Origin of the sequence: Erwinia pyri (assembly GCF_030758455.1) — a bacterium.
GTDB classification, from domain to species: domain Bacteria; phylum Pseudomonadota; class Gammaproteobacteria; order Enterobacterales; family Enterobacteriaceae; genus Erwinia; species Erwinia pyri.
Genome location: NZ_CP132353.1, coordinates 1,298,987 through 1,324,547 on the forward strand (window position 1 = coordinate 1,298,987; position 25,561 = coordinate 1,324,547).

Genomic DNA, 25,561 nt, shown 5'->3' on the forward strand with positions numbered 1-25,561 from the left:
ATGGAAAAAGAGAATCTGCTCGAAATTGCCAATACCATTATGCCGTTTGGCAAATACAAGGGCAGAGCGCTGATCGATCTGCCTGAAGAGTATCTGCTCTGGTTCGCCCGCAAGGGCGAATTCCCGGCGGGCCATTTAGGGGAGCTGTTACAGCTTACCCTGGCGATAAAGGTCGAAGGTCTGGAAGGCCTGGTTAAGCCGTTAAAGCGTTGATTAAACCTGACTGCCGCTCTGGAAAATAGAAAACCAGCTAAGGCGATATCCTTGCTGGTTTTCTGTTAGCTGGTAACCGTAAATCTGTGCAATCAGTAAAGTTATTTCTGCGACTCAACCACCGGGCCTTTGCCCTCCTGCTGTTTTACCGCCAGCTTCTCGCCCGCTTTTTTATAACGCTGTGCCAGCATGGAACAGATCATCAGCTGTACCTGATGGAAAATCATCAGCGGCAGCACAATAATCCCGACGGAAGCGGAGGGGAAAAGGATATTCGCCATTGGCACACCGTTCGCCAGGCTCTTTTTCGATCCGCAAAACAGAATGGTGATCTCATCCGGGCGGTTAAATTTAAACAGACGCGCCACCAGCAGGTTGATAGCCAGAACCACAAACAGGATCCCCAGACTGCCCACCACGATATAGAGCAGGGTAGCCGCGCCCACGCGATGCCAGATGCCGTTCACCACAGCCTCGCTGAAGGCTGAATAAACCACCAGCAGGATCGAAGCTTGGTCAGTCTTACCGATCAGTCCGCGATTTTTCTCTACCCAGCCAGCGATCCAGCGGCGGGAAAGATGGCCCAGCACGAACGGCACCAGCAGCTGCAGCATGATTTTGCCAATCTGCTCCAGGTTTCCGCTGGCCGCATCGTTGTGCACGTTCATCACCAGACCCACCAGCAGAGGGGAAATAAAGACGCCCAGCAGGCTGGAGGCGGATGCGCTGCAGACGGCAGCGGCAACGTTTCCGCCCGCCAGGGAAGTCAGTGCAATAGCGGACTGAACGGTAGCGGGCAAAATACAGAGGTAGAGGAAGCCGGTATAAATTTCCGCGCTAACGGGCAGGGGATGCCACCATACAAACAGCAGGCCGAGGATCGGGAACAATACAAACGTACTGCACATCACCCAGAGGTGCAGGCGCCAGTGGCCGCCACCGGCAATAATCTTTTCGCGTGAAAGCTTTGCGCCATGCATAAAAAACAGCAGTGCAATGGCAGCGGTTGTCAGCCATTCAAAGAAATCCACAAAGTGTCCACGCGCTGGCAGAAAGGTTGCCAGCAGCACGGTGATAATCAGTTTCAACATCAGTGGATCAATACGAAAAATGCCCATTGTTAATGCCTGGTAAATAAATAATGAGCGCTATTGTGCGCCGGGCAGGTTTAGAAATAAAATTGATTTATTGAATACATATATGAATAAATCAGATGAATTATACGCTCAGGCAGCTTCGGGTTTTTGTCGCCGTCGCCCATCAGGGCAGCTTCAGTCAGGCGGGGCAGCTGATCGGGCTGAGCCAGTCGGCAGTCAGCCACAGTATTAAAGAGCTGGAAGGGGAGATGGGCATCCGTCTGCTGGACAGGACCACGCGCGAAGTGCTGCTGACGGAAGCGGGCGAGCAGCTCGCCAGTCGGCTTGAAAGGCTGCTGGAAGAGCTTAACACCACCTTACTGGACGTACGCAGCTATGGGCAGCAGAGAAGTGGCACCGTGCGTGTTGCGGCGAGCCAGACCATCTCAGCCCATCTGATGCCGCAGTGTCTGGCCGCAAGCCAGGTGCACTTCCCGGAAATCAAAGTGATGTTGCGGGATCGCCCGCAACAGTGGGTGCTGCAAAGCATCCGCAATGCGGAGGTCGATTTCGGTATCGTTATCGGACCGCTGCCGGTCGAAGATTTTGCATGCGAAGCCATTCTGGATGAACCCTTTTTGCTGCTCTGCCGACAGGATGATCCGCTGGCGGCACAGCAAACCATTCACTGGAATATGCTCAATCAGCGCCAGCTGGTTTTACAGGATTACGCTTCCGGCAGTCGTGTACTGATTGATGAAGCGCTGCGGGTGCAGCAGGTTCAGGCGGAGATTGTGCAGGAAATTGGTCATCCCGCTACGCTCTATCCGATGGTGGAAGCTGGGATTGGCATCAGTATTTTACCGGCGCTTGCACTTCCTCTGCCACAGGGCAGGCCGCTGCTGGTCAGGCGTATGGTGCCGGAAATCAACAGGACTATCATGCTGGTACGGCGGAAAAACCGTTCGCTGACGCCAGCCGCAGAGGCTATCTGGCAGGAGGTGCGCCAGCAGGCTGCCCTGCTGACGCAGCAACGGGAAATTACGCCAGCGTTTTAGATATAGACATTCAACGCATTAGTTGCCGTTGGACGGTTAACGCCGTCGCCCGATTTACTGCTGGCAGCAGTAACGGCCGTTTCAGCTTTGTTGTTACTCTGCTGCTCCTGCGCTTTCTCAGCCTGCTGTTGCTCAATCTGAGCAATCTGCGCCTCAATCAGCTGGATCTGGCTTTCAATCAGCTGTTGCTGTTCAGATTTTTGCTCCGTGGTCAGCGTGTCATCTGTTCCCAGCGACTTCAGCTGGTTTTGTAGCTGAGTGATCTGTTTGTTAAGGCTGGCAATCTGAGAAGTTGGGCCGCCGCCTGAGCTTCCCGAGCCAATGGTAGTGGTAGAGTTGGTATTGATTGTCGTCATCGCTATCTCCTTTGTAATGAACCAGTACGGTTATCGGTTTGTGGGGCAGGCGACTTGATAAGAGAAATCGTAAAAGTAGTGCTAAGAAAGTGAAAAGGAACTGAGGAAAACCGGCTGCGGTGCCACCCCTCAGGTTCAGCTATGCTAGTAAGTATGGTGGTCATACAATTCAAAACCGGCTGCGGTGAAAAGGCGTCACCATAGAGCACATTATCCGGGACGCCATGGTGCAAGATATTAAACCAGCTATCGGGGCCGCATTAGCGCAAGCCTGGCTGCCGCATCCCTGCGGCATACACTCGGCTAACGTGCCCTATGGTGCCACCCAAAAATCCGGCTTTGTCGGTAAGTTCAGTGCTCGCACAGGTCAAAACCGGTTCCGGTGGAAAGGCGTCGCCATAGAGCACGTTATCCGAGACGCCGTGGTGCAAGATATTAAACCAGCTATCGGGGCAGCATTAGCGCAAGCCTGGCTGCCGCATCCCTGCGGCATACACTCGGCTAACGTGCTCTATGGTGCCGCCCAGAACATACGGTGTTGTCCTTGATTTCAATGTTCACACGGGGCAAAACCCGGTTTGCTGCTGGATTTGGGTTTTCTCCAACAGGCAACACCAGCGCTGAGGGGAAGGGAGAGGGGGCTGATAAGCAAAAGCTAAGCGGCATGGACGCCGCTTCGCAGCCCCCACGGAAGGGTTCACGGCGTTTTTGTGTTCAGCCCCCTCTCCCTGACCAGGCTACCGCCCTTTCAGGCGACATACTTTTTTGAAATCAGCACTCTGTTCTGCCTGACCAGGCTACCGGCCCTTCAGGCGACATACTTTTTTGAAATCAGAATTCTGTTCTGTCTGACCAGGTTACGGCCCTTCAGGCGACATGCCTTTAATCCATGCAACAGCTGTAGGCAAAGAAAACCATAAATCGCAGACAGCAAAAAGGCGCCTTTAGGGCGCCTTTCTACACTGGTGGGTCGTGCAGGATGACTCGGCTTTGCCTCGCCCTGCCGGGTCGTTGCTAATGGCAACGCTGTCTCTCTTCGTTCGACTCAACCTGCCGCAGGTTCAAATCCTTCACGAATAACGCACAGCAAAAAGGCGCCTTTAGGGCGCCTTTCTACATTGGTGGGTCGTGCAGGATTCGAACCTGCGACCAATTGATTAAAAGTCAACTGCTCTACCAACTGAGCTAACGACCCGAAGTGGTGGGTGATGACGGGCTCGAACCGCCGACCCCCTCCGTGTAAAGGAGATGCTCTACCAACTGAGCTAATCACCCACTTCGGTACTTCTTCACAAAACTCACTGCGAGATGGTGGGTGATGACGGGCTCGAACCGCCGACCCCCTCCGTGTAAAGGAGATGCTCTACCAACTGAGCTAATCACCCATCTCTGGAATTCTGGTCTTACTCTACACTGCGAGCCACTCTTTAGAGTGGTGGGTGATGACGGGCTCGAACCGCCGACCCCCTCCGTGTAAAGGAGATGCTCTACCAACTGAGCTAATCACCCCCGCTGTGTGGAGTCGCATTATAGGGATCGCGGCAAATGAGTCAACGGTTTTTAAAAGGAAAATATTCGTTCGTCTTAAAATTAATCAAGATGTTGGGGTTTTATGCAAAAAACGGTGGGTGAAGCTGGCTTTCCAGGCAAAGGCTGCCAACAACAGGGGGAATGCCGTTGAGGAATCATCTTCAGGTGGTAGAATGTTGCCCACTTTAGTTGATATTAATCAGACCTCACCGGCATGAGCCGAAACTGATAGCGTAATAAGGCAGCTGTTAATGAAAATCAAAACCCGCTTCGCCCCCAGCCCAACCGGCTATCTGCACGTTGGCGGCGCACGTACTGCGCTCTACTCCTGGCTGTTTGCCCGTCATCAGGGCGGTGAGTTTGTACTGCGTATCGAAGATACCGATCTGGAGCGCTCCACGCAGCAGGCTATCGACGCGATTATGGATGGCATGAACTGGCTCAACCTCAACTGGGATGAAGGCCCGTACTACCAGACCAAACGTTTCGATCGCTATAACGCGGTGATCGACCAGATGCTGGAAGCGGGAACAGCCTACAAATGCTATTGCTCAAGAGAGCGTCTGGACGAACTGCGCGAAACGCAGATGGCGAACCATGAAAAGCCACGTTATGACGGCCACTGCCGCGACAGCCATGAACATCATGCTGATGATGAGCCTTGCGTGGTGCGATTCCGTAACCCGCTGGAGGGATCGGTGATCTTTGATGATCAGATCCGTGGCCCGATCGAGTTCAGCAATCAGGAGCTGGACGATCTGATCATCCGTCGTACTGACGGCGCGCCAACCTATAACTTCTGCGTGGTTATTGATGACTGGGATATGGAAATTACCCACGTAATTCGTGGTGAAGACCACATCAACAACACGCCGCGCCAGATCAACATCCTGAAAGCCATCGGCGCTCACGTGCCGGTTTACGCGCACGTCTCTATGATCCTGGGCGATGATGGCAAGAAACTCTCCAAACGCCACGGAGCGGTAGGCGTGATGCAGTATCGTGATGATGGCTATCTGCCGGAAGCGCTGTTGAACTATCTGGTGCGTTTGGGCTGGTCACATGGCGATCAGGAAATTTTCTCTGTAGAAGAGATGAAAAACCTGTTCGACCTGGAAGCCGTCAGCAAATCTGCCAGCGCATTCAATACTGAGAAGCTGCAGTGGCTGAATCATCATTACATCAATACGCTGGCGCCTGAATATGTGGCGACACACCTGCAATGGCATATTGAGCAGGAAAAGATTGATACCCGCACCGGGCCGGAACTGGCTCAGTTGGTGAAGCTGTTAGGCGAGCGCTGTAAAACTCTGAAAGAGATGGCGGCTTCCTGCCGTTACTTCTACGAGGATTTTGCAGAGTTTGATGCCGATGCGGCGAAAAAACACCTGCGTCCGGTTGCCCGTCAGCCGCTTGAGGTGGTGCGCGACAAACTGGCAGCTACCACTGAGTGGAGTGCTGAAAACGTGCACCAGGCTATTCAGGCTGCGGCAGACCAGCTGGAAGTGGGCATGGGTAAAGTCGGCATGCCGCTGCGCGTAGCCGTCACCGGTGCGGGGCAGTCTCCCGCACTTGATGTCACCGTACATGCAATTGGCAGAACGCGTTCTGTAGCGCGCATCGGGCAGGCGCTGGAATACATTGCCGGGCGTGAAGCTCAGCAGTAACGTCCCGCAACGCTTCCATAATAACCGGCCTTCAGGCCGGTTTTTTTATGGCTGAGTGTCGCTGATATCCAGACGACGGAGCAGGCCCTGAATTCCTTCACGTAACAGTAATGCGTAAAGTTTTTCCTGCTCGACGGCATTCATCTGCTGGATAGAGGTCATCAATAACGAAGAGAGGGGATCCGGCGGGACGCGATAGGTGGTCCGGGGTTCGGCAGCATGGCGGGTCGACTTAAGAAAGCTTCGGACACGTTCATCAATGTAGATCATCCTCGCTTTACCGCCCTGAACACCGGGTTTAGGCTTGGTGGTCCACTGCTCTTTCTTGACCCATTTATTGATTGTCTGACGGCTGAAACCTGTCTCTCTGGCCAGCTCTTCTGGCGTTAACCATTCCTTTTTCATAATGCAATTCCTGTTTGCGTCGTGAGGTAACCTCAACATATTACAGGATTTCGTAATACGAACAACTAACAGGAATGGCTACTAACAGCCGGGATCGGCGAGAGAAAGGGGGATACAGAATTCCCTCTGCCCGCAACAGGCAGAGGGAGGGCAGGGATTAATTTGACGTTTTTACCGCATCTGCTTTTGGACGGTAGGCCATGAAATAGGCCAGGCCGACGAAGACAGCGCCACCAACGGTGTTGCCGAGGAATACCGCCACAAAGTTAGGCAGATATTCTACCCAGCTCAGCTGACCGGCGAAAATGGCTGCCGGTACGATAAACATGTTGGCGACCACGTGCTGGAAACCGATGGCGACAAAAGCCATTACCGGGAACCACATACCAAAAATTTTACCGACCACATCTTTACTGGCGAAAGCCAGCCAGGTAGCCAGGCACACCAGCCAGTTACAGCCAATACCGGAGATAAAGGAATGGGTGAAATCCGCATTCACTTTAGCGGTAGCGATAGCGACGGTTTTTTTCAGGTAATCGCCTTCGGTCATGCCCAGCATATGGCCAAAGAACCAGGCCACCGCGATGCTGCCGATAAAGTTAGCAAGGGTTACCCAGAACCAGTTACGCAGCACGCTGTAACCGCTAATCTGACGCGCGAACCAGGCAATAGGCATGGTCATCATATTACCGGTCAGCAGTTCACCACCGGCCAGAACGGTCAGGATGATCCCTACCGGAAATACGGCCGCGCCAAGCAGGCCGCCAAATGAGCCCCAGTCTGCCGGCAGGGAGTTAATAACATGGATATCTAACAGGAAGCCGAGCGCAATAAAGGCACCGGCTAAAAACCCGAGGATAAGCAAAGTGGAAACAGATGACTGGCTTTTAGCCACGCCGGATTGAATAGCAACCGCTGCGATTTCTTTAGGTGAATGCAAGGACATAGTAGCTCTGATTCTGGTGTAGTGAAGGAAGAAATGGCCGGATCCATCGCGTTGAACAACGCGCGCATCCAGCGCTGAGAGGGCTCCGGCCTTCGAAAGCGCGGGCAGTTTTGCACGAGAAATTAACAAAAACAAGATCAATTAGGAGGCTAATTAACGCTCTGTTTACAAGATTGCCCAGCGAAAAAAGCTATCCTCAGAAAATTCTTAGTAAAATTGCGCTCCCGACCCTATTTTATCAGCCGGCAGATTAACAAAAAGGTTGTTTCTGCTGCCTGACTACGATGTAAATAAACGGTGATTTGTGCTTATTGACGGCTTTTTCAGCGATTAACTTCAGTTTGGTAATTTGCCGTTGACACCATCATCGCTGTTTCATATTATCCCCGCCGTCGGGACAACTCAGGTTTCGGCGCGGTTATTCGGTTCGGGGGTATAGCTCAGCTGGGAGAGCGCTTGCATGGCATGCAAGAGGTCAGCGGTTCGATCCCGCTTATCTCCACCAAATCTTCACCAGCAGATTTGGCACCGGACAACAGATTGAATGTAGTGGGGGTATAGCTCAGCTGGGAGAGCGCTTGCATGGCATGCAAGAGGTCAGCGGTTCGATCCCGCTTATCTCCACCAATCACTTTTTACTCTCCTTGTTACAGACGCTTCCCCACCCATTATTAATCTTCGTTTCTGAAATTCAGCACCCTGAAACCATGCGTGCCGTCGCGTTCAAGCTGCGCAATTAAGCCATACTCCCATTCTAAATAAGCCTGCATCGCTGCATGAGAGTTGTCCGTGCCCTCATAAGGACGACGATAACGATCCGTTCGTGGCTGTAACAGTAAACTCTCGCCCTGTTCCAGCGGCAAACCAGCCGCACGCCAGGCGGCGTTACCCCCTTTCAGAACGCTCACCGGTTTTCCGGTAAGTTGCGATAGCTCCTCAACCGCATAGCGTGCCAACAGGCTGCTGCCGCAGGTCACCACGTAACGATCGGCAGGGGGCAGGGGCTGATGACCTTTCAGCGTCAGCAGGCTGCGCTGAAGCCAGGCCGCCCCGGGAATATGGCTGGCGACGTAATTGGCGCTGGTAGTAAAATCCAGCACCTGCGTTCCGCCGGTATCCAGCCAGTCTGCAAGCTGAGCCGGGGCAATCTCATCCAGCTCTGGTGGCGGCGGGACGTTAGCCATCCAACTCCCTTTCTCGCTGAATGCTTCTCTGCCCACATCGTCCAGCACATACGCCTGCCAGCCCATCTGCGCAAGCCAGGAGGCGCTCATATTGGCCCGCACGCCATCATCATCTGTCAGCACAATCCGCGCACCGCGCACGCTGGCATAGTGATCGGTCTCCTGAATTAACTGCCCGCCAGGCACATGCCGGGAGGTGGGCAGATGGCCTGCAATATATTCATCCTCATCGCGAACATCGAACAGATAGGCCGTATGTGTGGCGGCCTGTTGCCACTGCTGAAGCCGATCCAGGCTAAGACGTTTCACGCCAGCCCGATCGGCAACATGGCGGGCGCTGCTGGCTGCCTCAACTCTTGCCGCTTCGCTGCTTGTGCCATAGCGTCGGGCTTGTCCCCGCTCCAGCGCCAGACCAGCCAGCGTCCAGCCGATAGTGCCATTTCTCAGGGCATAGACGGGGTTGGTTATTCCAGCGTTGAGCAGCGACTGCGTACCGATAATGCTGCGGGTGCGGCCTGCGCAGTTGACGATCACTTTTGTGCCGGGAGAGGAAACCAGATCGCGCACGCGCAGCACCAGCTCCGCGCCAGGCACGCTGATGCCGCCGGGAATGCTCATCGTCTGATATTCATCAAAACGACGGCTGTCGAGTACGACCACTGGCTCGCCGCTGCTAAGCAGCGCCTGCACCTCTTGTGCCGGAAGAGAAGGCGTATGCGCCAGACTCTCGACCAGCTCGCCGAACGCTTTGCTGGGAGAATTAACATCAATAAAGAGTTCCCCGCCCGCCTGCTGCCAGCCCTGTAAGCCCCCTTCAAGCAGAGCGACATTGCTGTAACCCAGCGCCTGCATGCGCTCTGCGGCAACAGGAGCCAGCCCTTCACCCGCGTCGTAAAGCGTTACCGGCGTAGTTAACAGGGGCACCCGGTTAAGAATATCGATCTCAAGTTTTGAAAGTGGAATATTTACCGCAAACAGCGGATGCCCCTGCGCGTAATGCGCCTCTTCGCGTACATCAATCAGCGCCAGCTCCTGCTGCTGCAACAGCGCCTGACGGAGTTCACCGTAACGGCGTACCAGTTGATCAACCATGTGAAAGATCCCAAATATTCGGTAAAAAGGCGTTGTTATAGCCGGAGATAAATGGCTTCTCCTCGCCTGTTTCGGTGTATACGGCACGTTTGACCGCCCCAATATTGCCGCCATAAACGTGGATGCTGATCGAGGTCCGGTCGCTGTAGGCATTGCTGACGCGATGAATATCACCCACCTGAGGCGACACGGCTTCAACGGTGCCGGGGTCCAGCCGTACTGGTTCGCCTTCCGGCTGCAAACTCTGCGCTTCACGCCGGAAGCTTTGTGAAACTTCCGCTCCCCGGAGCATGCCGATTAAGCCCCAGACACGGTGATCGTGAACCGGGGTGGACTGGCCCGGCCCCCAGACAAAACTCACTACCGTGAAATGCTGGTTCGAGTCGGCATGCAGCAAATATTGCTGATAACGGCTGGCGGCTGGTCGGGCAAACTCATCGGGAAGCCAGTCATCATGCTGGATAAGCGTTTTTAAAAGATCGCTGCCGCGGACGAGGATCTCAGCTTCGGGCGGCTCTGTTGCTAACAGTGTGGCCAGGCTGCCGATAAATTCCCGCAGACGATGAGGCTGCAATTCACTCATGTTTCGCCTCCTGATCCTCTGCCAGCTGATTAGCCTGTGCGGCCAGACTGTAATCAAATGCCTGATGCACATCGACGGATCTGGGCAGGACGTGGTTTTTGAAGAAGAAGTCAGCCGACTGCTGCAGTGTCGCCGCCAGCTTTGGCGTGAACTCGATCGGACGGATCTGCGCCCGTGCGATCCAGGGTTGGGTAATGCTTTCCGGCATCCCTAATGAGGCTGAGAGCGCTTTAGCGAACGCTGCCGGATGCTGCTCAGCCCAGATTTGCGCCTTCGCGAGTCTGGCCTGCAGATCCGCGATGGCTGCGCGTTTATCTGGATCCTGCAACGAAGACTCCCTCGCAAGGGCGTAAGAGTAACCAGAGAGGATCCCTTTACCTCCGCCCTGCGGTACCAGCACATCCTTATCGATCACCATGGCCGAAGAGACATAAGGTTCCCAGGTAGCCCAGGCATCTACTGCATGGCTGGCCAGCGCGGCGCGACCATCAACCGGCCCCAGGAAACGCAGAGTCACGTCAGAGGGCTTTAAACCTGCGCGATCCAGTAATCCCAGAATCAGGTAGTGGCCCCAGCCGCCGCGATTCACCGCTATCTGTTTGCCTTTCAGATCTTTCAGGCTGTGGATACCTGAATCGTTGCGGGTGAGCAGGGCAATGCTGTCAGGATTATTCTGCCAGGCGCCCACCGCTTTCACCGGGGCGCCAGCGGCATAGACAAACAGAAAGGGCAGATCGCCGGTGAAGCCGACGTCGAGGGCACCTGCATTGAGCGCTTCCTGAACCGGCGCGCCGGAGTCAAATGAGGTCAGTTTCAGGTCGTAGGGCAAATCTTTTAACTGCCCGGACTCACGCAGGGAGATAAAACGGTCGCCTTTCACGTCACCTAAACGCAGCGTAACTTTGTCAGCCGCCCAGCCGGAAGTGGCAACGGCGGATATCACTACCGCCAGAAAAAAAGAGAGCCGCATCAGGCACTCCTTGCGACACGACGAGCGGCCACTTTTTCGCGCGTTAACGGGATAAGCTCTTTACCATACTCCAGCGCATCGTTAAGCGGGTCGAAGCCGCGGATCAGCACGCTCTCTATGCCTGAGTCATAATATTTCAGCAGGGCATCCGACACCTGATCCGGCGTACCTACCAGCGAGGTGGAGTTATAGCCGCCGCCAACCAGTTTAGCGATGCCGGTCCATAACACGCTGTCCAGCCTGTCGCCCTCGTTGGCGGCGGCCATCAGGCGAGCAGCCCCCACACTTTGCGGCTTGGGCAGACCAAAATCGTGGCCCGCTTCCAGCAGCTTTTTGCGGGCCACCTCGCGAATATGTTCCGCTTTCTCCCAGGCCTCTTTCTCCGTGGCGGCAATAATCGGTCGGAAGGAGATGTTAAAGCCGATTTCGCGACCCTGCCGCGCCGCCTCCGCCCTTACCGCGCGCACCGTTTCCGCTGCGCCAGCCAGCGGCTCTCCCCAGAGTGCGAAAACATCCGCATGGCGGGCTGCGACGCTAATAGCTTCCGGGGAGGAGCCGCCAAAATAGATGGGCAGATGAGGCTGAAGCGGTTTAACGGCAGAAAACGCCTGTTCGGCCTGATAATAATTCCCCTGATGATCATAGGGCGTGTCGGAGGAGAGGCTTTGCCTCAGCACGCTGAGGAAATCATCAGTGCGCTCGTAGCGCTGGGTTTTATTCAGATAGTCACCATCACGCCGCTGCTCCGCATCGTTGCCACCGCTGATGATATGCACCGCCAGGCGGCCATCGGTAAGCTGATCCAGCGTGGCGAGCTTGCGCGCAGCCAGCGTAGGAGAAACAAAGCCAGGGCGATGTGCCAGTAAAAACTTCAGCGTGGAAGTGTTCGCCGCAGCATGAGCCGTCACCAGAAAGCCGTCAGGTTGATCGGACCAGTAACCTACCAGTACGCGATCAAAACCAGCCTGCTCATGGGCACGGGCAAAATCAGCGATGTACTGTTTATCAAAAATGGGGCCGCTGGCCGGGATAATTTCAGAGGCAAGGCGGTGGCCAATCATGCCGAGGAACTGGATGCTCATGAGGGTTTCTCCTGGTGAAAGCCGGTGAAAAACCGGCAGAGAGAAAACCGTATAGTTGAAAGCCACCGCTGTGAAATTCAAAAATCAGCAAAGCTATGCGCAATTTTGGCTATTACGGGGCAGCGTGCCTCTGGCTCCTGTTGTTATGACTTAACCGCATAATTATTGCTCAATAATCGCATTTAGCGTCTGAAAAACAGGATGGTAGTCTCGGGTTTTCACCTTGATGAGTGACCGGATCATGCGCCGTTTTACGCCTGTTGTTCTGCTGCTTGCGACCTTTTCTTCTTCTCTGTGGGCTGCCGATACGCTCTCCGTCGGCGACCAGCGTGGTAATGCGCGAGCTATTCTTGAGGCGGCGGGAGAACTGAACAATACGCCCTATACCCTGCAGTGGCATGAATTTGCTAATGCGGCTCCGCTACTGGAAGCGATGCGCGCGGGGTCGATCGATGCGGGTGCAGTAGGCGATGCGCCGCTGACGTTTGCGGTTGCCGCCGGACTGGATGCAAAGGGTATTCTCGCAACCCGTTATGCGGGTAATGCCATCATTGTGAAAAAGGGCAGCTCTCTTCACAGCGTGAAGGATCTGGCGGGTAAACGCATCGCTACCGTGAAAGGATCGTCCGGGCACAATCTGGCGCTGCAGGCGTTGCAAAAGGCCGGGCTTGGTGCTGAACAGGTGAATTTTGTCTTCACCACGCCAGCGGAGGCGACGCTGGTTCTGGATCAGGGCGGAGTGAATGCCGTCGCCACCTGGGAGCCCTATGTCTCTTTTGCCACGCATCAGTCCGGTGCGCAGATTCTGGCGGATGGCAAAGATTATCCGGCGCTGGGCTATCTGGTGGCCAGCAACAGCGCCCTGGCCAGTAAAAAAGCGGAGCTGGCGGACTTCGTCAGCCGGCTGACGCGGGCCAGAGCATGGGGAGAAAAGCATCCGGAAGCTTACGCCACCGCTATCAGCAAATTACTCCGCATCCCACAGGAGGTGGCGCTGGCAAAAGTGAAGCGTGAAGGTAATACCGTCGATACTGATACGCAGGAGGTGTTAGCCGTGCAGCAAAATACCGCGGATTTTTACCTCAGAAACAGATTGATTCCCCGACCATTGAAAGCAGAGTCGTTTATCGATCTCAGCCTCTCTGAAGAGAAATAAGCTGCATCAGGCTTTTCCTCTGAGCGATAACGGCACGCAGGAGAGAGCAAATTGCCGAACAGCCGATCGCAAATATGGCGGTGTTAGCAGTGAATCATGGGCCGATCGGCAAAGCCTGGTTCTGTAGACGCGCATAAAAAAAGGCGAACCTGTAAGGGTTCGCCTTTTTATCCTTCTGACTGTTTACCAGCCCAGAACCAGGCCAGCAATCGAGGCAGAGAGTACGCTTACCAGCGTGGAGCCGTAGAGCAGCTTCAGGCCGAAGCGGGAAACTACGTTACCCTGTTCTTCATGCAGCCCTTTGATCGCCCCTGCCACAATCCCGATAGAGGAGAAGTTAGCAAAAGAGACCAGGAACACGGAGAGGATACCCACGCCGCGCGGAGAGAGTTCAGCCGCCACTTTCTGCAGATCCATCATCGCCACAAACTCGTTTGAAACCAGTTTGGTTGCCATGATGCTGCCAACCTGCAACGCTTCGTTAGCCGGTACGCCCATCACCCAGGCAAACGGGTAGAAGACGTAGCCCAGTACACCCTGGAAGCTGATGCCGAAGATAAAATCAAACAGCGCATTGATAGCGGAGATCAGCGCGATAAAACCGATCAACATCGCAGCAACAATCACCGCCACTTTGAAACCGGCCAGGATATATTCACCCAGCATTTCAAAGAAGCTCTGCCCTTTGTGCAGATCGTTCAGCGTTAACTCTTCTTCGCTGTCGACGCTGTAGGGGTTGATGATCGACAGCACGATAAAGGTACTGAACATATTCAGTACCAGCGCGGCAACCACATATTTCGGGTCAATCATGGTCATATATGCGCCAACAATCGACATTGATACGGTAGACATCGCCGTCGCCGCCATGGTGTACATGCGACGCTGGGACATTTTACCGAGGATATCTTTGTAGGCGATAAAGTTTTCCGACTGGCCCAAAATCAGCGAGCTGACGGCGTTAAAGGACTCCAGTTTACCCATGCCGTTGATTTTCGACAGCACGGTTCCGATGGCGCGAATAATAATCGGCAGAATACGGAAGTGCTGCAAAATACCAATCAGCGCGGAGATAAATACGATAGGGCAGAGAACGTTCAGCCAGAAGAACGCCAGGCCTTTATCGCTCATATTACCAAAGACAAAGTTAGTTCCCTGTGCGGCATAGCTCAACAGCTTGTCAAACAGTCCCGCAAATCCTTTCACGAAGCCCAGGCCGACTTCTGAGTTCAGGAAGAACCACGCAAGCAGCACTTCAATGACCAGAAGCTGTATAATATAACGTACGCGGATGTTTTTCCGATTCGTGCTGACCAGCAGGGCCAGCACGGCTACCATCACCAGCGCCAAAGCAAAGTGAAAAATGCCTGACATGTGTGCTCCATTTTTGAAGGATGTTGTATTTCGCTGCACATTCTATGTAACAAGAAACCTAAAAACGAGATCTGGAACACAATATAACAATTACCTATCACGCATCCTGACAGATCCACCCGTTTGATCACATCCTGATACTGTTTAAAAAAACACCCCATTCACATCAAGGTTATCCTTTTAACAAGTCGCACAAAAAGAATTGCTCATTTTTTGGCTATGGAGTAGCTTGGATCGGAGTATAGCCTTTGCTATATTTCTTAGTAACGGCTATCACAGCGATAACGAATACCTATTCAAATGCGCTTGATAATCATTATCATCTAAAAGAGAATGATCGCATCTGGGTTTAAGGGGATACCAATGTTTGAAGGCCGCACAGCAGAGCAGACCGTCCGGGGAGCACGCAAAATTAAGTTTGCGTTGATGGGCCCTGCCTTTATCGCGGCTATCGGCTATATCGATCCCGGCAATTTTGCCACCAACATTCAGGCGGGCGCTTCTTACGGCTACACGCTGCTCTGGGTAGTGGTCTGGGCTAACATCATGGCGATGGTTATCCAGCTGATGTCCGCCAAGCTTGGCATCGCCACCGGCAAAAACCTTGCGGAACATATCCGCGATCGTTTTCCTCGTCCTGCCGTCTGGTTCTACTGGGTGCAGGCTGAAATCATCGCCATGGCGACCGATCTGGCTGAATTTATCGGAGCCGCCATTGGCTTTAAGCTGATTTTCGGCGTCAGTCTGCTGCAGGGCGCAGTGCTTACCGGTGTCGTTACCTTCCTGATCCTGATGCTGCAGAGCCGCGGACAAAAACCGCTGGAGCTGGTGATTGGCGGGCTGCTGCTGTTTGTGGCGGCGGCCTATGTTATTGAACTGTTTTTCTCCCAGCCCAAAATTGCCGATCTGGTGCATGGGGTCGCGATGCCTTCGCTGCCAACGGCGGATGCGGTGCTTCTGGCCGCTGGCGTGTTGGGTGCCACTATCATGCCCCACGTTATCTATCTCCACTCCTCGTTAACGCAAAGTTCTGATGGCGGCTCGCGTGAGCAGCGTTACTCTTCCACTAAGCTGGATGTGGCGATCGCTATGACCATTGCCGGTTTCGTTAATCTGGCGATGATGGCGACGGCGGCGGCGGCTTTCCACTTCAGCGGCCATACGGGGGTTGCCGATCTGGACCAGGCTTACCTGACCCTTGACCCGCTGCTGGGCCGCGCCGCCTCGCTGGTGTTTGGGCTCAGCCTGCTGGCCGCCGGACTCTCCTCAACCGTAGTAGGTACGATGGCCGGACAGGTGGTGATGCAGGGCTTTATCCACGTGCGCATCCCGCTGCTGGTTCGTCGGGTGATCACTATGCTGCCGTCGTTTATCGTGATTATGGCGGGGTGGGAACCTACGCGCATTCTGGTGATGAGCCAGGTACTGCTGAGCTTTGGTATCGCGCTGGCGCTTATTCCGCTGCTGACCTTTACCGGTAATCGGGAGTTGATGGGCGATATGGTTAACTCCCGTCCCATGCAGTGGATAGGTAAACTGATTGTGCTGGTAGTAGTGGCGCTGAATCTGTACCTGTTGGTGGCGATGGCGCTGGGGATCTGAATCTCTGCTCAGCAGCAGCGTCCTGTAAAAAAGCCGACCACCAAGTCGGCTTTTTTGATCAATGGCGATGGCCACGATCCCAGTCGTGATGGCGCTCACGCTCATGATGACGCCATTCCCGCTGACGTTCACGGTCGTGCCATCTGCGCTCACGCTCCCACTCGTGCCGGCGGCGCATCTCTTCATGACGACGCCACTGCTCATGGCGCCACCAGCGGCCTTCATCGTAGCGATAGTTGCTGCGCCAGTAACGGCCATCGCGCCAGCGTCCGCCATCCCAGTAATTACCACGCGGGTCGCGGTCACCAATTTGCAACGAAACGCCAGGCGCTAACGTGATTCTGGCGCTGTCGGCTTGCGCTGTGTGCATCGCCAACGGGGATAAACTTGCCAGCAAAGCGGCAACAAATAGTAAACGTTTCATTGGATCTCCTTATCAACGGCTCAACTGCTCCGTTGTGTTGCAAAGATTATAAAGAGTTAACAGGTGTTACGCCTGGGAGATTCTGAAAAAGTACGTAAAGAAGGGATTTGGGAATTATCCGGAGAAACCCGCCGCAGGGCGCGGCGGGAGAGGGTTAGCCCAGGATCGCGTTGATTTGATCCAGTTCAGCTGGCGTGAAGTCACGCTGTTTCAGCATGCCTACCGCATCGTCAATCTGGCTGGTTTTACTGGCGCCAATCAGCACCGAAGTGACGCGACCTTCGCGCAGTACCCAGGCCAGCGCCATCTGGGAGAGCTTTTGCCCGCGCTGCTGCGCCAGCGCATTAAGCTGACGCACTTTATCCATTTTTTCCGGGGTCAGCTGGTCGCCGCTCAGGAACTGGCTGCCGCTGGCGGCACGGGAATCTTCCGGAATGCCGTTGAGGTAGCGGTCAGTGAGCACGCCACCAGCAAGCGGAGAAAACGCGATGCTGCCTACGCCCTCTTTGATCAGCAGATCCAGCAGCCCATTATCCGGCGTCCGCTCAAACAGGGAATATTTCGGCTGATGGATAAGGCAGGGCGTACCCAACTGCTTCAGGATGGCGATCGCTTCTGCTGCCAGCTCTGCCGGATAGTTAGAGAGCGCGATATATAATGCTTTGCCCTGGCGCACAATGTGGTCCAGCGCGGTCATGGTCTCTTCCAGCGGCGTCTCTGGATCCGGGCGGTGGTGATAGAAAATATCCACATAATCCAGGCCCATACGTTTCAGGCTCTGGTTCAGGCTGGCGATCAGATATTTACGTGAACCCCAGTCGCCATAGGGACCGTCCCACATGGTGTAACCCGCCTTTGAGGAGATAATCAGCTCATCGCGGTAAGGCGCAAAGTCTTCACGCAGAATGCGGCCAAAATTCTCTTCGGCGGACCCCGGAGGCGGGCCATAGTTGTTTGCCAGATCGAAATGGGTGATACCGTTATCAAAAGCGTGCTGGAGCAGCTTGCGGCTGTTATCCACGCGCGTGCTGTCGCCAAAGTTATGCCAGAGGCCCAGCGAAATAGCCGGTAACTTCAGGCCGCTTTTGCCGCAGCGGTGATAGGTCATTTTCTGATAGCGCTCTGCATCTGCCTGATAAACCATGAATAATTCCTGTTCAAAGTGGGCGGGGTTCCCTGAAAGCCTATCAGTGTATACGGTTACATTGAATGGTTAAGCGTGGCAGATCGCAACTTGAGGAAAAATCTCAGGCGTAACGCAGAGTTGCCACCAGCAGAGGGGCAGCTTGCTGGTCGCTGCAAATTTATCGGCAATACTCAGTTAACAGCCATTGAGGAGAAACCCTATGCCACGTCTTACCGTTGGGGAATATTTGTTGTCTCGACTACAGGAAGCCGGTATCGGCCATCTGTTTGGCGTTCCGGGCGACTACAATCTGCAGTTTCTGGATAAGGTCATTAACAGCGCTGAAATTGGCTGGGTAGGCTGTGCTAATGAGCTGAATGCGGCTTATGCCGCTGACGGTTACGCGCGCTGTCGGGGCGCGGCAGCCCTGTTGACCACCTTCGGCGTAGGTGAACTCAGCGCCCTCAATGGCGTGGCGGGCAGCTATGCAGAATATCTGCCGGTGATCCATATTGTGGGCGCGCCCTCCAGCGCAGCTGCGCTGGAGGGATTGCTGCTGCATCACACCCTGGGCGATGGCGACTACCAACACTTTCTGCGCATGTCGCGTGAAGTGACCGTAGCGCAGTCTGTGCTGACGCCGGAAAATGCGGCTGAGGAGATAGACCGCTTGTTGCTGACCGCGCTGAAAACGCGTCGTCCCGTTTATCTCTATCTGGCGACAGATGTTGCCATGGCAGAAGTCGCCGCGCCAAAAGAGAAGCTGATTGTCGAACGCTCCAGCGATCCAGCGCAAATTGCCGCGTTTACCGCGGCGGCAGAGCAGTTGCTGGCTCATGCCGGCAGCGTGGTGTTGCTGGCCGATTTCCTGGCTGACCGCGCAGGCCAGAAGCAGGCTCTTGAGCAATTTCTGGCTGATGTGCCGATGCCGTTTGCCACCTTACTGATGGGCAAAGGGGTACTGCCAGAACAGCGTAACGGCTTTGTGGGAACCTATGCAGGCGCGGCCAGCGCGGGCGATACGCAACATATTATCGAACAGAGCGAAGTCATTATTACGGTGGGGGTGCTCTATACCGATACGATCACCGCCGGCTTTACGCAAAATATCGACCCCGGCAAAACCATCGCGATCGGCCTGAATTCGAGCCGGGCAGGCGATAAGACTTTTACTCATCTGCCGATGGCGGAGGCGATTAAAGCGTTACGGTCGGTGGCCATTCGTTATGGTGCTTCGTGGCCTGCGCCCGTCGTTGCACCGCCGCCCTTACAGGAAAAGCCCTCTGATACGCTTACGCAAAATAGTTTCTGGCAGGCGATGCAGGATTTTCTCAGGCCTGGCGACATTATCCTCGCGGATCAGGGAACGGCAGCCTTTGGCGCGGCAGCATTGCGTCTGCCACAGGATGCTACGTTTATCAGCCAGCCGTTGTGGGGATCGATAGGCTATACGCTGCCGGCCGCTTACGGTGCGCAAATAGCCTGCCCGGATCGGCGTGTGGTGCTGCTCAGCGGCGATGGCTCTGCCCAGCTGACGATTCAGGAGCTGGGCTCGATGCTGCGGGATGGGCTGAAGCCTGTGATCTTCATTCTTAACAATGCGGGTTATACTGTTGAGCGTGCCATTCACGGAGAGCATCAGCGCTACAATGATATCGCTGCCTGGAACTGGACGCAGCTGCCTCAGGCGATGAGTACGGAATGCAGCGCACAAAGCTGGCGGATTCATGAAACGGCGCAGCTGACTGAAGTGATGAAAGTCATTCAGCGAACGCAACGCCTGTCGCTGGTGGAGGTCATACTGCCGCCGCTGGACGTCCCGCCGCTGTTAAAAGCGGTCACGGCGGCACTAAATCAGCGAAATTCGGCATAATCTGCAGAATTCAGATTGATGCCCGTGGGCAAGGACGCCGCAGGCAGGTAAGGTAGGCGATTAGCCTGATTCGTGCGCCCTGACACGGGCGGGCATTGTTGTTTTAGTGGGGGAAATTTATAGTGTGTATCAACGACGTAAGCGGAGCAAAACAATAATGACTAAGTATGCTTTGGTAGGTGATGTCGGCGGCACTAATGCCCGCCTGGCACTGTGTGAAACAGAGACCGGTGCCATTTCCCAAGCCAAAACGTTCTCCACAGCAGACTACGCCAGCCTTGAAGCCGTGATCCGTTTTTACCTGGATGAGCAGAAGCAGGAGATCGTCGACGGTTGTATCGCCATCGCCTGTCCGATCACTGACGACTGGGTTGAGATGACCAACCACGACTGGGCATTTTCAACCAGCAAAATGAAGGCCAATCTTGGCTTTGCACACCTTGAGATCATCAACGACTTCACCGCTGTTTCAATGGCCATCCCGATGCTCTCTGAGCAGGATGTCATGCAGTTTGGCGGCACCGCGGCGGTAAAAGATAAACCTGTTGCCGTTTACGGTGCCGGAACCGGGCTGGGCGTGGCGCATCTGGTACACGTCGATAAGCGCTGGGTCAGCCTGCCGGGCGAAGGGGGCCATGTCGATTTCGCCGCTAACAGCGAAGAAGAAGATATGATCCTCGAAGTCTTGCGTGAAGAGCTGGGCCACGTCTCTGCCGAGCGGATCCTCTCTGGCGCCGGTCTGGTTAACCTCTACCGGGCGATGGTGAAAGCCGATGGCCGGGTTCCGGAAAACCTCAAGCCAAAAGACGTTTCGCAACGCGCGCTGGATGACAGCTGTACAGACTGCCGCCGTGCGCTGGCGATGTTCTGTGTGGTGATGGGCCGCTTTGGTGGTAACCTGGCGCTGAACCTGGGAACGTTTGGCGGCGTCTATATTGCGGGCGGCATTGTGCCTCGCTTCCTGGAGTTCTTTAAAGCATCCGGCTTCCGTGCCGCGTTTGAAGATAAAGGCCGCTTCAAAGATTATGTGCAGAATATTCCTGTCTTCCTGATCACCCACGATCAACCCGGCCTGCTGGGTGCTGGTGCCCACCTGCGCCAGACGCTGGGAAGCGTTCTGTAATTGCCTCTTCACAGGGTCGGGATACCGGCCCTCTCTCTCTCTGCTACAGCCTCATCAACTGGCGAAACTCTTTTACTTTGCTGCGGCTCACCGGCACCTGAAACTCCAGATCCCGCAACTTCAGCATATAAGTGTTATTGAACCAGGGCTCAATTTCACGGATTTTATTGAGGTTAACGCAGTAAGAGCGATGGCAGCGGAAAAACTGCTCTTCCGGCAGGCGGCCACAGAATTCAGTGATGTTAACTGACATCACGTACTCTTCGCGCCGGGTGTAGACAAACGTCATCTTCTCGTGCGCTTCTACGTAGTAAATATCATTGATATCGGTGACGATGATCCGTTCATCTTTCACCAGATTTACGCTGTGCACGCCGTGACGGACGGCCTCCTGATTTCCTTGCTGAGAAGCCTGTTGTAAGGTGTTTTCCACCTTACGCAGCATGGTGATGATGCGCATCTCGTGGTAGGGCTTCAGGATGTAGTCAAATGCCTCCAGCTCAAAGGCATCCACGGCATGCTCCTTGTAGGCGGTGATAAACACGATAAGCGGTTTTTGCGCAAACTTACTGATGTTTTGCGCCAGCAGCATGCCGTCCAGCGAGGGAATATTGATATCAAGAAATATCACATCCACCTGATGCGTTTGCAGGTATTTCAGCACATCCAGACCATCATCAAAGGTGGCCTCGATGGTCAGCTGGCTGTGTTGCCGAATCAGCCAGCTAAGCTCCTGCTGCGCCAGAAATTCATCTTCAACAATTATCGCTTTCACATCATTTTCCCGAAGTTAACAGACTACCAGGCCCTTACGCCTTCGTTGGCGGGCAGTACCGTACCATTTTTGCTGATATAAAAAGCGATTTCCGTACCGGGATTACGGCGGTGAATATGCAGCCCTTCGCCATAGAGCAGCTTTACGCGGTGATGTACGTTAAGCAGGCCAATTTTGTTGCCCGGCATCTCATTACGCTCAACCCGCGCCACTACCTCTTCGCTGATACCGTTGCCGGTATCACGCACCGAAATTCTGATCCTGTCGCCCTGATCTTTCAGGCTGAGCGTGACCACCCCTTTTCCGCGGCAGGGATGGATACCGTGCACAATGGCATTCTCTACCAGCGGCTGGATCAGCAGGCTGGGCAGCGAGCAGTTCACCTCTTCATCAATGTCATAAATCACCGTCAGCTTGTCACCAAAGCGGGCCTGCTCAATGGCGATATAATCCTTGATTTGATAGAGCTCTTTCTTGATATCGATAATCTCATCATCATTCAGCTCCAGGTTGTAACGCAGATAACGCGACAGGTTGGTGATGAGCTGCCGGGCGGTGTCCGGATTGATGCGGATTGAGGAGGAGATTGCGTTCAGCGCATTAAACAGGAAGTGGGGATTGATCTTGCTCTGCAAGGCGCGCAGTTCCGCTTTGTTCGCCATCTCCCGCAGCTGTTCCGCCCGCGAGACTTCAAGCTGGGTGGAGATAATCTGCGACAGACCCACCGCCATCTCTTTCAGCGACCAGGTGATGCGGTGCGCATGGCGGTAATAAATTTTAAGCGTGCCGGTGACTTCCCCTTTTTCCCACAGCGGGATCACAATCATCGAGTGAATCTCTGGCGTCCGGTGCGCCTCATCGTTATTTTTAATGATGATTTCGCCGTTGGCGATAGCGCTGGCGGTAGTAGGGCTTATCTCATCATCGCCGTCGTGGTAATTCGCTTCGCCCACGCCCACATAGGCCAGGATTTGATGCTTGTTGGTAATGGCAACGGCATCAGCATTAATATCGCTGCGAATGATGTCACACACCTGGCGCAGGGAGTGGCTGTTTACCTGCCTGAAGAGCGGCAGCGTTTTGTTGGCGATTTCCAGCGCCAGTTTCGCCTGCCGGGCGGCAATGGCCTCTTTTTCACCCTCAACGCTCTGGATAAGCAGCACAATTAAGCCGATGCTGACCGCGCCCAGGATCATCGGTACGGCTATCTCAGAGACAATCTCTATGCCAAGCGTGGTCGGGCTGGCCCAGAGAACAATCAGGATCATGGTCAGCGATTCACACAGCATCCCGCCAATAATCCCCATGCTCCAGCGCTTCTCTTTTATCACCTTAAGGTTGATATAGCCGGAGACGACGCCGGCAATAATGCTGGTGATCAGACAGGGGACGGAGGTGACGCCGTGAATATCGATCAGGAAGCGATGCAGACCCGCGATGACGCCGGTAATAATGCCGACCCAGGGGCCAAACAGGATGCCGCCAGACATAATGGCAATGGTACGCACGTTAACCAGCGAACCGTCAACGTTGATGCCGCTCCAGGTGCCGAACAGGGCGAACAGGGAAAAGATCGCCGTGACCGCAATCAGCTCCTGCCGGGAGTGTTCATCTTTTTGCAGCAACTGACGAAAATGGCGGGTGCGCGTCATAAAGAACAGACAGATAAGCATTAGCGCGGCGCGGTCCAGCACGGCAAGCAGCATGTCAAACATTGAGTGCACGGGCGCCTCAGCAAAAGGAAAGAGAGAAGGTTATGATAAGGAAAGCGGGCAGGATGTGCCAGGCATCGACATAACGATTTGCCGTGGCTTTAGCTCAGATCAACTCTTTTATGGAGAACGTTATGCAACTCATCACTGAGCGGCTGCAGTTAAAGAACCTGCAGGCGGAGGACTGGCAACTTTTTTACCGGGTTCATACCGACAAGAGCAGCATGGAGTACATCAGCGCTGTGCCGCAGATGGCTGATATACGCCAGCGCTTCAATGACCGCCTGGCACCCTGGCAGGTCACCAGTTTCCATATGCTCTGCCTGGTGGTGAGGCTGAAAAGCAGCGGTGAGGCGGTGGGGCTGATTGGCACCAATGCCGAGTGGGCGCCCTACCGGCAGGCGGAAGTGGGCTACTCATTTCTCAGCGAGCATTGCGGCAAAGGATACGGCAGCGAGGCACTGGGTGCGCTGACAGATTACCTGTTTGATCACTGCGAGTTTCACAAAATCAAAGCGCAGGTGGTGGAGGGCAACTGGCCGTCGCGCCGCGTGCTGGAAAAGAACGGCTTTCAGCTTGAGGGGACGCTTCGGGATAATTATCTGCTGAGAGGTGAATGGGTGAATGATTGGGTCTTTGGGCGACTGAAAAACGACGTTTAAAACTATTTTATCTCGCCCTATCGACAGGGCCGCAGCCTCTACGCTATGTTCAATGTTCGACCAGTTTCTGGTCAGCGTCGCTCGGACGGTCCGGGCGCTAACGTAAATCAGAGGATCCTATGGCTGACAACAGCTCTGCACGCCGTTTTTCCCGCATTGAACGTCTTCCCCCTTACGTATTTAATATTACGGCCGAACTGAAGATGGCCGCACGCCGCCGTGGTGAAGACATTATCGACTTCAGCATGGGTAACCCGGATGGCCCAACGCCGCCGCACATTGTGGAAAAACTCTGTGCCGTAGCGCAGCGGGATGATACGCACGGCTACTCCACATCACGCGGTATTCCTCGTCTGCGTCGGGCAATTTCACGCTGGTATGCCGACCGCTATCAGGTCGAGATCGATCCCGAATCTGAAGCTATTGTCACTATCGGTTCGAAAGAGGGTCTGGCGCACCTGATGCTGGCCACGCTTGATCATGGCGATACGGTGCTGGTGCCCAATCCCAGCTACCCGATCCATATCTATGGCGCGGTAATTGCCGGCGCGCAGGTTCGCTCTGTGCCGCTGGTGGCGGGAGTGGATTTCTTCAACGAGCTGGAGCGCGCCATCCGGGAAAGCTATCCAAAGCCCAAAATGATGATCCTGGGCTTCCCCTCAAACCCAACCGCGCAGTGCGTGGAGCTCGATTTCTTTGAACGCGTGATTGCGCTGGCCAAACAGTACAATGTGCTGGTGATCCACGATTTAGCCTATGCGGATATCGTTTACGACGGCTGGAAAGCGCCGTCGATTATGGAAGTACCGGGCGCGCGTGATGTGGCCGTAGAGTTCTTTACCCTGTCGAAAAGCTACAATATGGCGGGCTGGCGCATCGGCTTTATGGTCGGTAACAAGGATCTGGTGGCCGCGCTCGCACGTATCAAAAGCTATCACGATTACGGCACCTTCACGCCATTGCAGGTAGCAGCCATTGCTGCCCTGGAAGGGGATCAGCAGTGCGTGAAAGAGATTGCAGAGCAGTACAAGCGCCGCCGCGACGTGCTGGTGAAAGGGCTGCATGAAGCGGGATGGATGGTGGAAATCCCGAAAGCCTCTATGTACGTCTGGGCGAAAATTCCCGACCATTATGCCCATATGGGATCGCTGGAGTTCGCCAAGCACATGCTGCAGGAAGCGAAAGTATGCGTCTCGCCAGGCATCGGTTTTGGCGATTATGGCGACACGCATGTCCGCTTCGCCCTGATTGAAAACAGCGACCGCATCCGTCAGGCGGTAAGGGGTATTAAGTCGATGTTCCGTGCGGATGGGATTTTACCGGGGACGGTGAAACTCAACGAAGAAGAGGTTTAAAGAGTGGGGGCAGGCCGGAAGGCCTGACCCGCTGAAGGCGTCCTGAAGGGTTACAGCATCAGATAGAAGGTGCCAATCCAGATGACCATAATAAAAGATATTCCCATCAAAGCATATTTCACCAGGCAACTCCTCTGAACGCCTGAGACTGGGTCAACCCCAGGCTTTTTCGCGAACTTTTCGATGCAGCACTCGCTAACGGCAGGCCGCATCGGGT

General features: G+C 54.6%; 23 protein-coding genes, 6 tRNA genes and 1 other RNA gene. 11 read left to right on the plus strand and 19 right to left on the minus strand.

The genetic code is table 11. The annotated features are described in order from the left end of the window. Positions 1-213, plus strand: coding sequence for a DUF3820 family protein (locus Q3V30_RS06075; RefSeq protein ID WP_306211416.1), 213 nt, complete (start codon positions 1-3; stop codon positions 211-213). A 101-nt stretch (positions 214-314) separates the two neighbouring features. Here the strand turns inward: Q3V30_RS06075 and Q3V30_RS06080 are convergent, their stop codons facing one another. Then, the gene (locus tag Q3V30_RS06080; protein ID WP_306211417.1) at positions 315-1,331 is read right to left on the minus strand and encodes a bile acid:sodium symporter family protein; all 1,017 of its coding nucleotides are present in this window, start codon (positions 1,329-1,331) and stop codon (positions 315-317) included. A 95-nt stretch (positions 1,332-1,426) separates the two neighbouring features. Between Q3V30_RS06080 and Q3V30_RS06085 the strand changes: the two genes are divergently transcribed. Further along, positions 1,427-2,347 (plus strand): LysR family transcriptional regulator, encoded by a 921-nt coding sequence (locus tag Q3V30_RS06085; RefSeq protein WP_306211418.1) that lies wholly within the window; start codon positions 1,427-1,429, stop codon positions 2,345-2,347. Here Q3V30_RS06085 and Q3V30_RS06090 read toward each other — a convergent pair. The 6 genes from Q3V30_RS06090 to Q3V30_RS06115 all read right to left on the minus strand — a co-directional run bounded on the left by Q3V30_RS06090 (position 2,344) and on the right by Q3V30_RS06115 (position 4,212). Continuing rightward, positions 2,344-2,703, minus strand: coding sequence for a FlxA-like family protein (locus Q3V30_RS06090; protein ID WP_306211419.1), 360 nt, complete (start codon positions 2,701-2,703; stop codon positions 2,344-2,346). The genes Q3V30_RS06085 and Q3V30_RS06090 overlap by 4 nt on opposite strands. A gap of 963 nt (positions 2,704-3,666) precedes the next feature. Beyond that, a non-coding RNA gene (locus tag Q3V30_RS06095) (RtT sRNA) lies at positions 3,667-3,791 on the minus strand. 31 nt (positions 3,792-3,822) lie between these two features. After that, a tRNA-Lys gene (locus Q3V30_RS06100) sits at positions 3,823-3,898 on the minus strand. A 4-nt stretch (positions 3,899-3,902) separates the two neighbouring features. Then, a tRNA-Val gene (locus Q3V30_RS06105) sits at positions 3,903-3,978 on the minus strand. Positions 3,979-4,012: 34 nt separating this feature from the next. After that, positions 4,013-4,088: transfer RNA gene (locus tag Q3V30_RS06110), tRNA-Val, on the minus strand. Between the two features lie 48 nt (positions 4,089-4,136). Next, positions 4,137-4,212, minus strand: a tRNA-Val gene (locus Q3V30_RS06115). 272 nt (positions 4,213-4,484) lie between these two features. Between Q3V30_RS06115 and gltX the strand changes: the two genes are divergently transcribed. Further along, on the plus strand, positions 4,485-5,900 hold the full coding sequence (gltX, locus tag Q3V30_RS06120; RefSeq protein WP_306211420.1) for a glutamate--tRNA ligase: 1,416 nt from the start codon (positions 4,485-4,487) through the stop codon (positions 5,898-5,900). A 45-nt stretch (positions 5,901-5,945) separates the two neighbouring features. On the opposite strand, the gene Q3V30_RS06125 is transcribed toward gltX, so the two are convergent. Next, positions 5,946-6,305 carry a YfeC-like transcriptional regulator gene (locus Q3V30_RS06125; protein WP_306211421.1) on the minus strand — a complete coding sequence of 120 codons (360 nt, stop codon included), beginning with the start codon at positions 6,303-6,305 and terminating at the stop codon, positions 5,946-5,948. A 157-nt stretch (positions 6,306-6,462) separates the two neighbouring features. Further along, entirely contained in the window at positions 6,463-7,251 is a 789-nt protein-coding gene (locus Q3V30_RS06130) for a formate/nitrite transporter family protein (protein WP_306211422.1), read from the minus strand. A gap of 429 nt (positions 7,252-7,680) precedes the next feature. On the opposite strand from Q3V30_RS06130, the gene Q3V30_RS06135 reads away from it, so the two are divergent. Beyond that, positions 7,681-7,756, plus strand: a tRNA-Ala gene (locus Q3V30_RS06135). Positions 7,757-7,802: 46 nt separating this feature from the next. Beyond that, positions 7,803-7,878 (plus strand) — tRNA-Ala (locus Q3V30_RS06140). A gap of 44 nt (positions 7,879-7,922) precedes the next feature. Here Q3V30_RS06140 and Q3V30_RS06145 read toward each other — a convergent pair. From Q3V30_RS06145 to Q3V30_RS06160, 4 genes are read right to left on the minus strand one after another with little or no spacing between them, the layout of a single operon-like run. Then, positions 7,923-9,527 (minus strand): rhodanese homology domain-containing protein, encoded by a 1,605-nt coding sequence (locus tag Q3V30_RS06145; protein WP_306211423.1) that lies wholly within the window; start codon positions 9,525-9,527, stop codon positions 7,923-7,925. Continuing rightward, entirely contained in the window at positions 9,520-10,110 is a 591-nt protein-coding gene (locus tag Q3V30_RS06150; RefSeq protein WP_306211424.1) for a cysteine dioxygenase family protein, read from the minus strand. Before Q3V30_RS06150 ends, Q3V30_RS06145 begins: the two co-directional genes overlap by 8 nt. Further along, entirely contained in the window at positions 10,103-11,080 is a 978-nt protein-coding gene (locus Q3V30_RS06155) for an ABC transporter substrate-binding protein (protein WP_306211425.1), read from the minus strand. Before Q3V30_RS06155 ends, Q3V30_RS06150 begins: the two co-directional genes overlap by 8 nt. Further along, positions 11,080-12,162, minus strand: a complete 1,083-nt coding sequence (locus tag Q3V30_RS06160; RefSeq protein WP_306211426.1) for an LLM class flavin-dependent oxidoreductase — start codon at positions 12,160-12,162, stop codon at positions 11,080-11,082. The genes Q3V30_RS06155 and Q3V30_RS06160 overlap by 1 nt, the downstream gene beginning before the upstream one ends. Positions 12,163-12,388: 226 nt before the next feature. On the opposite strand from Q3V30_RS06160, the gene Q3V30_RS06165 reads away from it, so the two are divergent. After that, positions 12,389-13,318 (plus strand): aliphatic sulfonate ABC transporter substrate-binding protein, encoded by a 930-nt coding sequence (locus tag Q3V30_RS06165; protein WP_306211427.1) that lies wholly within the window; start codon positions 12,389-12,391, stop codon positions 13,316-13,318. Between the two features lie 183 nt (positions 13,319-13,501). Here the strand turns inward: Q3V30_RS06165 and Q3V30_RS06170 are convergent, their stop codons facing one another. After that, complete coding sequence (locus Q3V30_RS06170; protein WP_306211428.1) at positions 13,502-14,692, minus strand: NupC/NupG family nucleoside CNT transporter; 1,191 nt, start codon at positions 14,690-14,692, stop codon at positions 13,502-13,504. A 363-nt stretch (positions 14,693-15,055) separates the two neighbouring features. Between Q3V30_RS06170 and Q3V30_RS06175 the strand changes: the two genes are divergently transcribed. Beyond that, a complete protein-coding gene (locus Q3V30_RS06175; RefSeq protein WP_306211429.1) occupies positions 15,056-16,294 on the plus strand; it encodes an Nramp family divalent metal transporter in 1,239 nt (412 codons plus the stop codon). A gap of 58 nt (positions 16,295-16,352) precedes the next feature. On the opposite strand, the gene Q3V30_RS06180 is transcribed toward Q3V30_RS06175, so the two are convergent. Continuing rightward, a complete protein-coding gene (locus Q3V30_RS06180; protein WP_306211430.1) occupies positions 16,353-16,718 on the minus strand; it encodes a DUF2502 domain-containing protein in 366 nt (121 codons plus the stop codon). A gap of 154 nt (positions 16,719-16,872) precedes the next feature. Continuing rightward, positions 16,873-17,862: an L-glyceraldehyde 3-phosphate reductase gene (gene mgrA / locus Q3V30_RS06185; RefSeq protein ID WP_306211431.1), complete on the minus strand. Its 990-nt coding sequence runs from the start codon at positions 17,860-17,862 to the stop codon at positions 16,873-16,875. A 202-nt stretch (positions 17,863-18,064) separates the two neighbouring features. Here mgrA and Q3V30_RS06190 point away from each other — a divergent pair, with 202 nt between their 5' ends. Continuing rightward, the gene (locus Q3V30_RS06190; protein WP_306211432.1) at positions 18,065-19,717 is read left to right on the plus strand and encodes an alpha-keto acid decarboxylase family protein; all 1,653 of its coding nucleotides are present in this window, start codon (positions 18,065-18,067) and stop codon (positions 19,715-19,717) included. Positions 19,718-19,874: 157 nt separating this feature from the next. Continuing rightward, positions 19,875-20,840 carry a glucokinase gene (gene glk, locus Q3V30_RS06195; RefSeq protein WP_306211433.1) on the plus strand — a complete coding sequence of 322 codons (966 nt, stop codon included), beginning with the start codon at positions 19,875-19,877 and terminating at the stop codon, positions 20,838-20,840. A 43-nt stretch (positions 20,841-20,883) separates the two neighbouring features. On the opposite strand, the gene Q3V30_RS06200 is transcribed toward glk, so the two are convergent. Then, the gene (locus Q3V30_RS06200; RefSeq protein ID WP_306211434.1) at positions 20,884-21,615 is read right to left on the minus strand and encodes a LytR/AlgR family response regulator transcription factor; all 732 of its coding nucleotides are present in this window, start codon (positions 21,613-21,615) and stop codon (positions 20,884-20,886) included. A 23-nt stretch (positions 21,616-21,638) separates the two neighbouring features. Beyond that, positions 21,639-23,321, minus strand: coding sequence for a sensor histidine kinase (locus tag Q3V30_RS06205; protein ID WP_306213107.1), 1,683 nt, complete (start codon positions 23,319-23,321; stop codon positions 21,639-21,641). A gap of 140 nt (positions 23,322-23,461) precedes the next feature. Here Q3V30_RS06205 and Q3V30_RS06210 point away from each other — a divergent pair, with 140 nt between their 5' ends. Together Q3V30_RS06210 and alaC are read left to right on the plus strand one after the other, a co-directional pair. After that, on the plus strand, positions 23,462-23,989 hold the full coding sequence (locus tag Q3V30_RS06210; RefSeq protein ID WP_306211435.1) for a GNAT family N-acetyltransferase: 528 nt from the start codon (positions 23,462-23,464) through the stop codon (positions 23,987-23,989). A gap of 119 nt (positions 23,990-24,108) precedes the next feature. Continuing rightward, a complete protein-coding gene (gene alaC / locus Q3V30_RS06215) occupies positions 24,109-25,344 on the plus strand; it encodes an alanine transaminase (protein WP_306211436.1) in 1,236 nt (411 codons plus the stop codon). A 50-nt stretch (positions 25,345-25,394) separates the two neighbouring features. On the opposite strand, the gene ypdK is transcribed toward alaC, so the two are convergent. Then, complete coding sequence (ypdK, locus tag Q3V30_RS22735; RefSeq protein WP_428979241.1) at positions 25,395-25,556, minus strand: membrane protein YpdK; 162 nt, start codon at positions 25,554-25,556, stop codon at positions 25,395-25,397. Between the last annotated feature and the right edge of the window lie 5 nt (positions 25,557-25,561).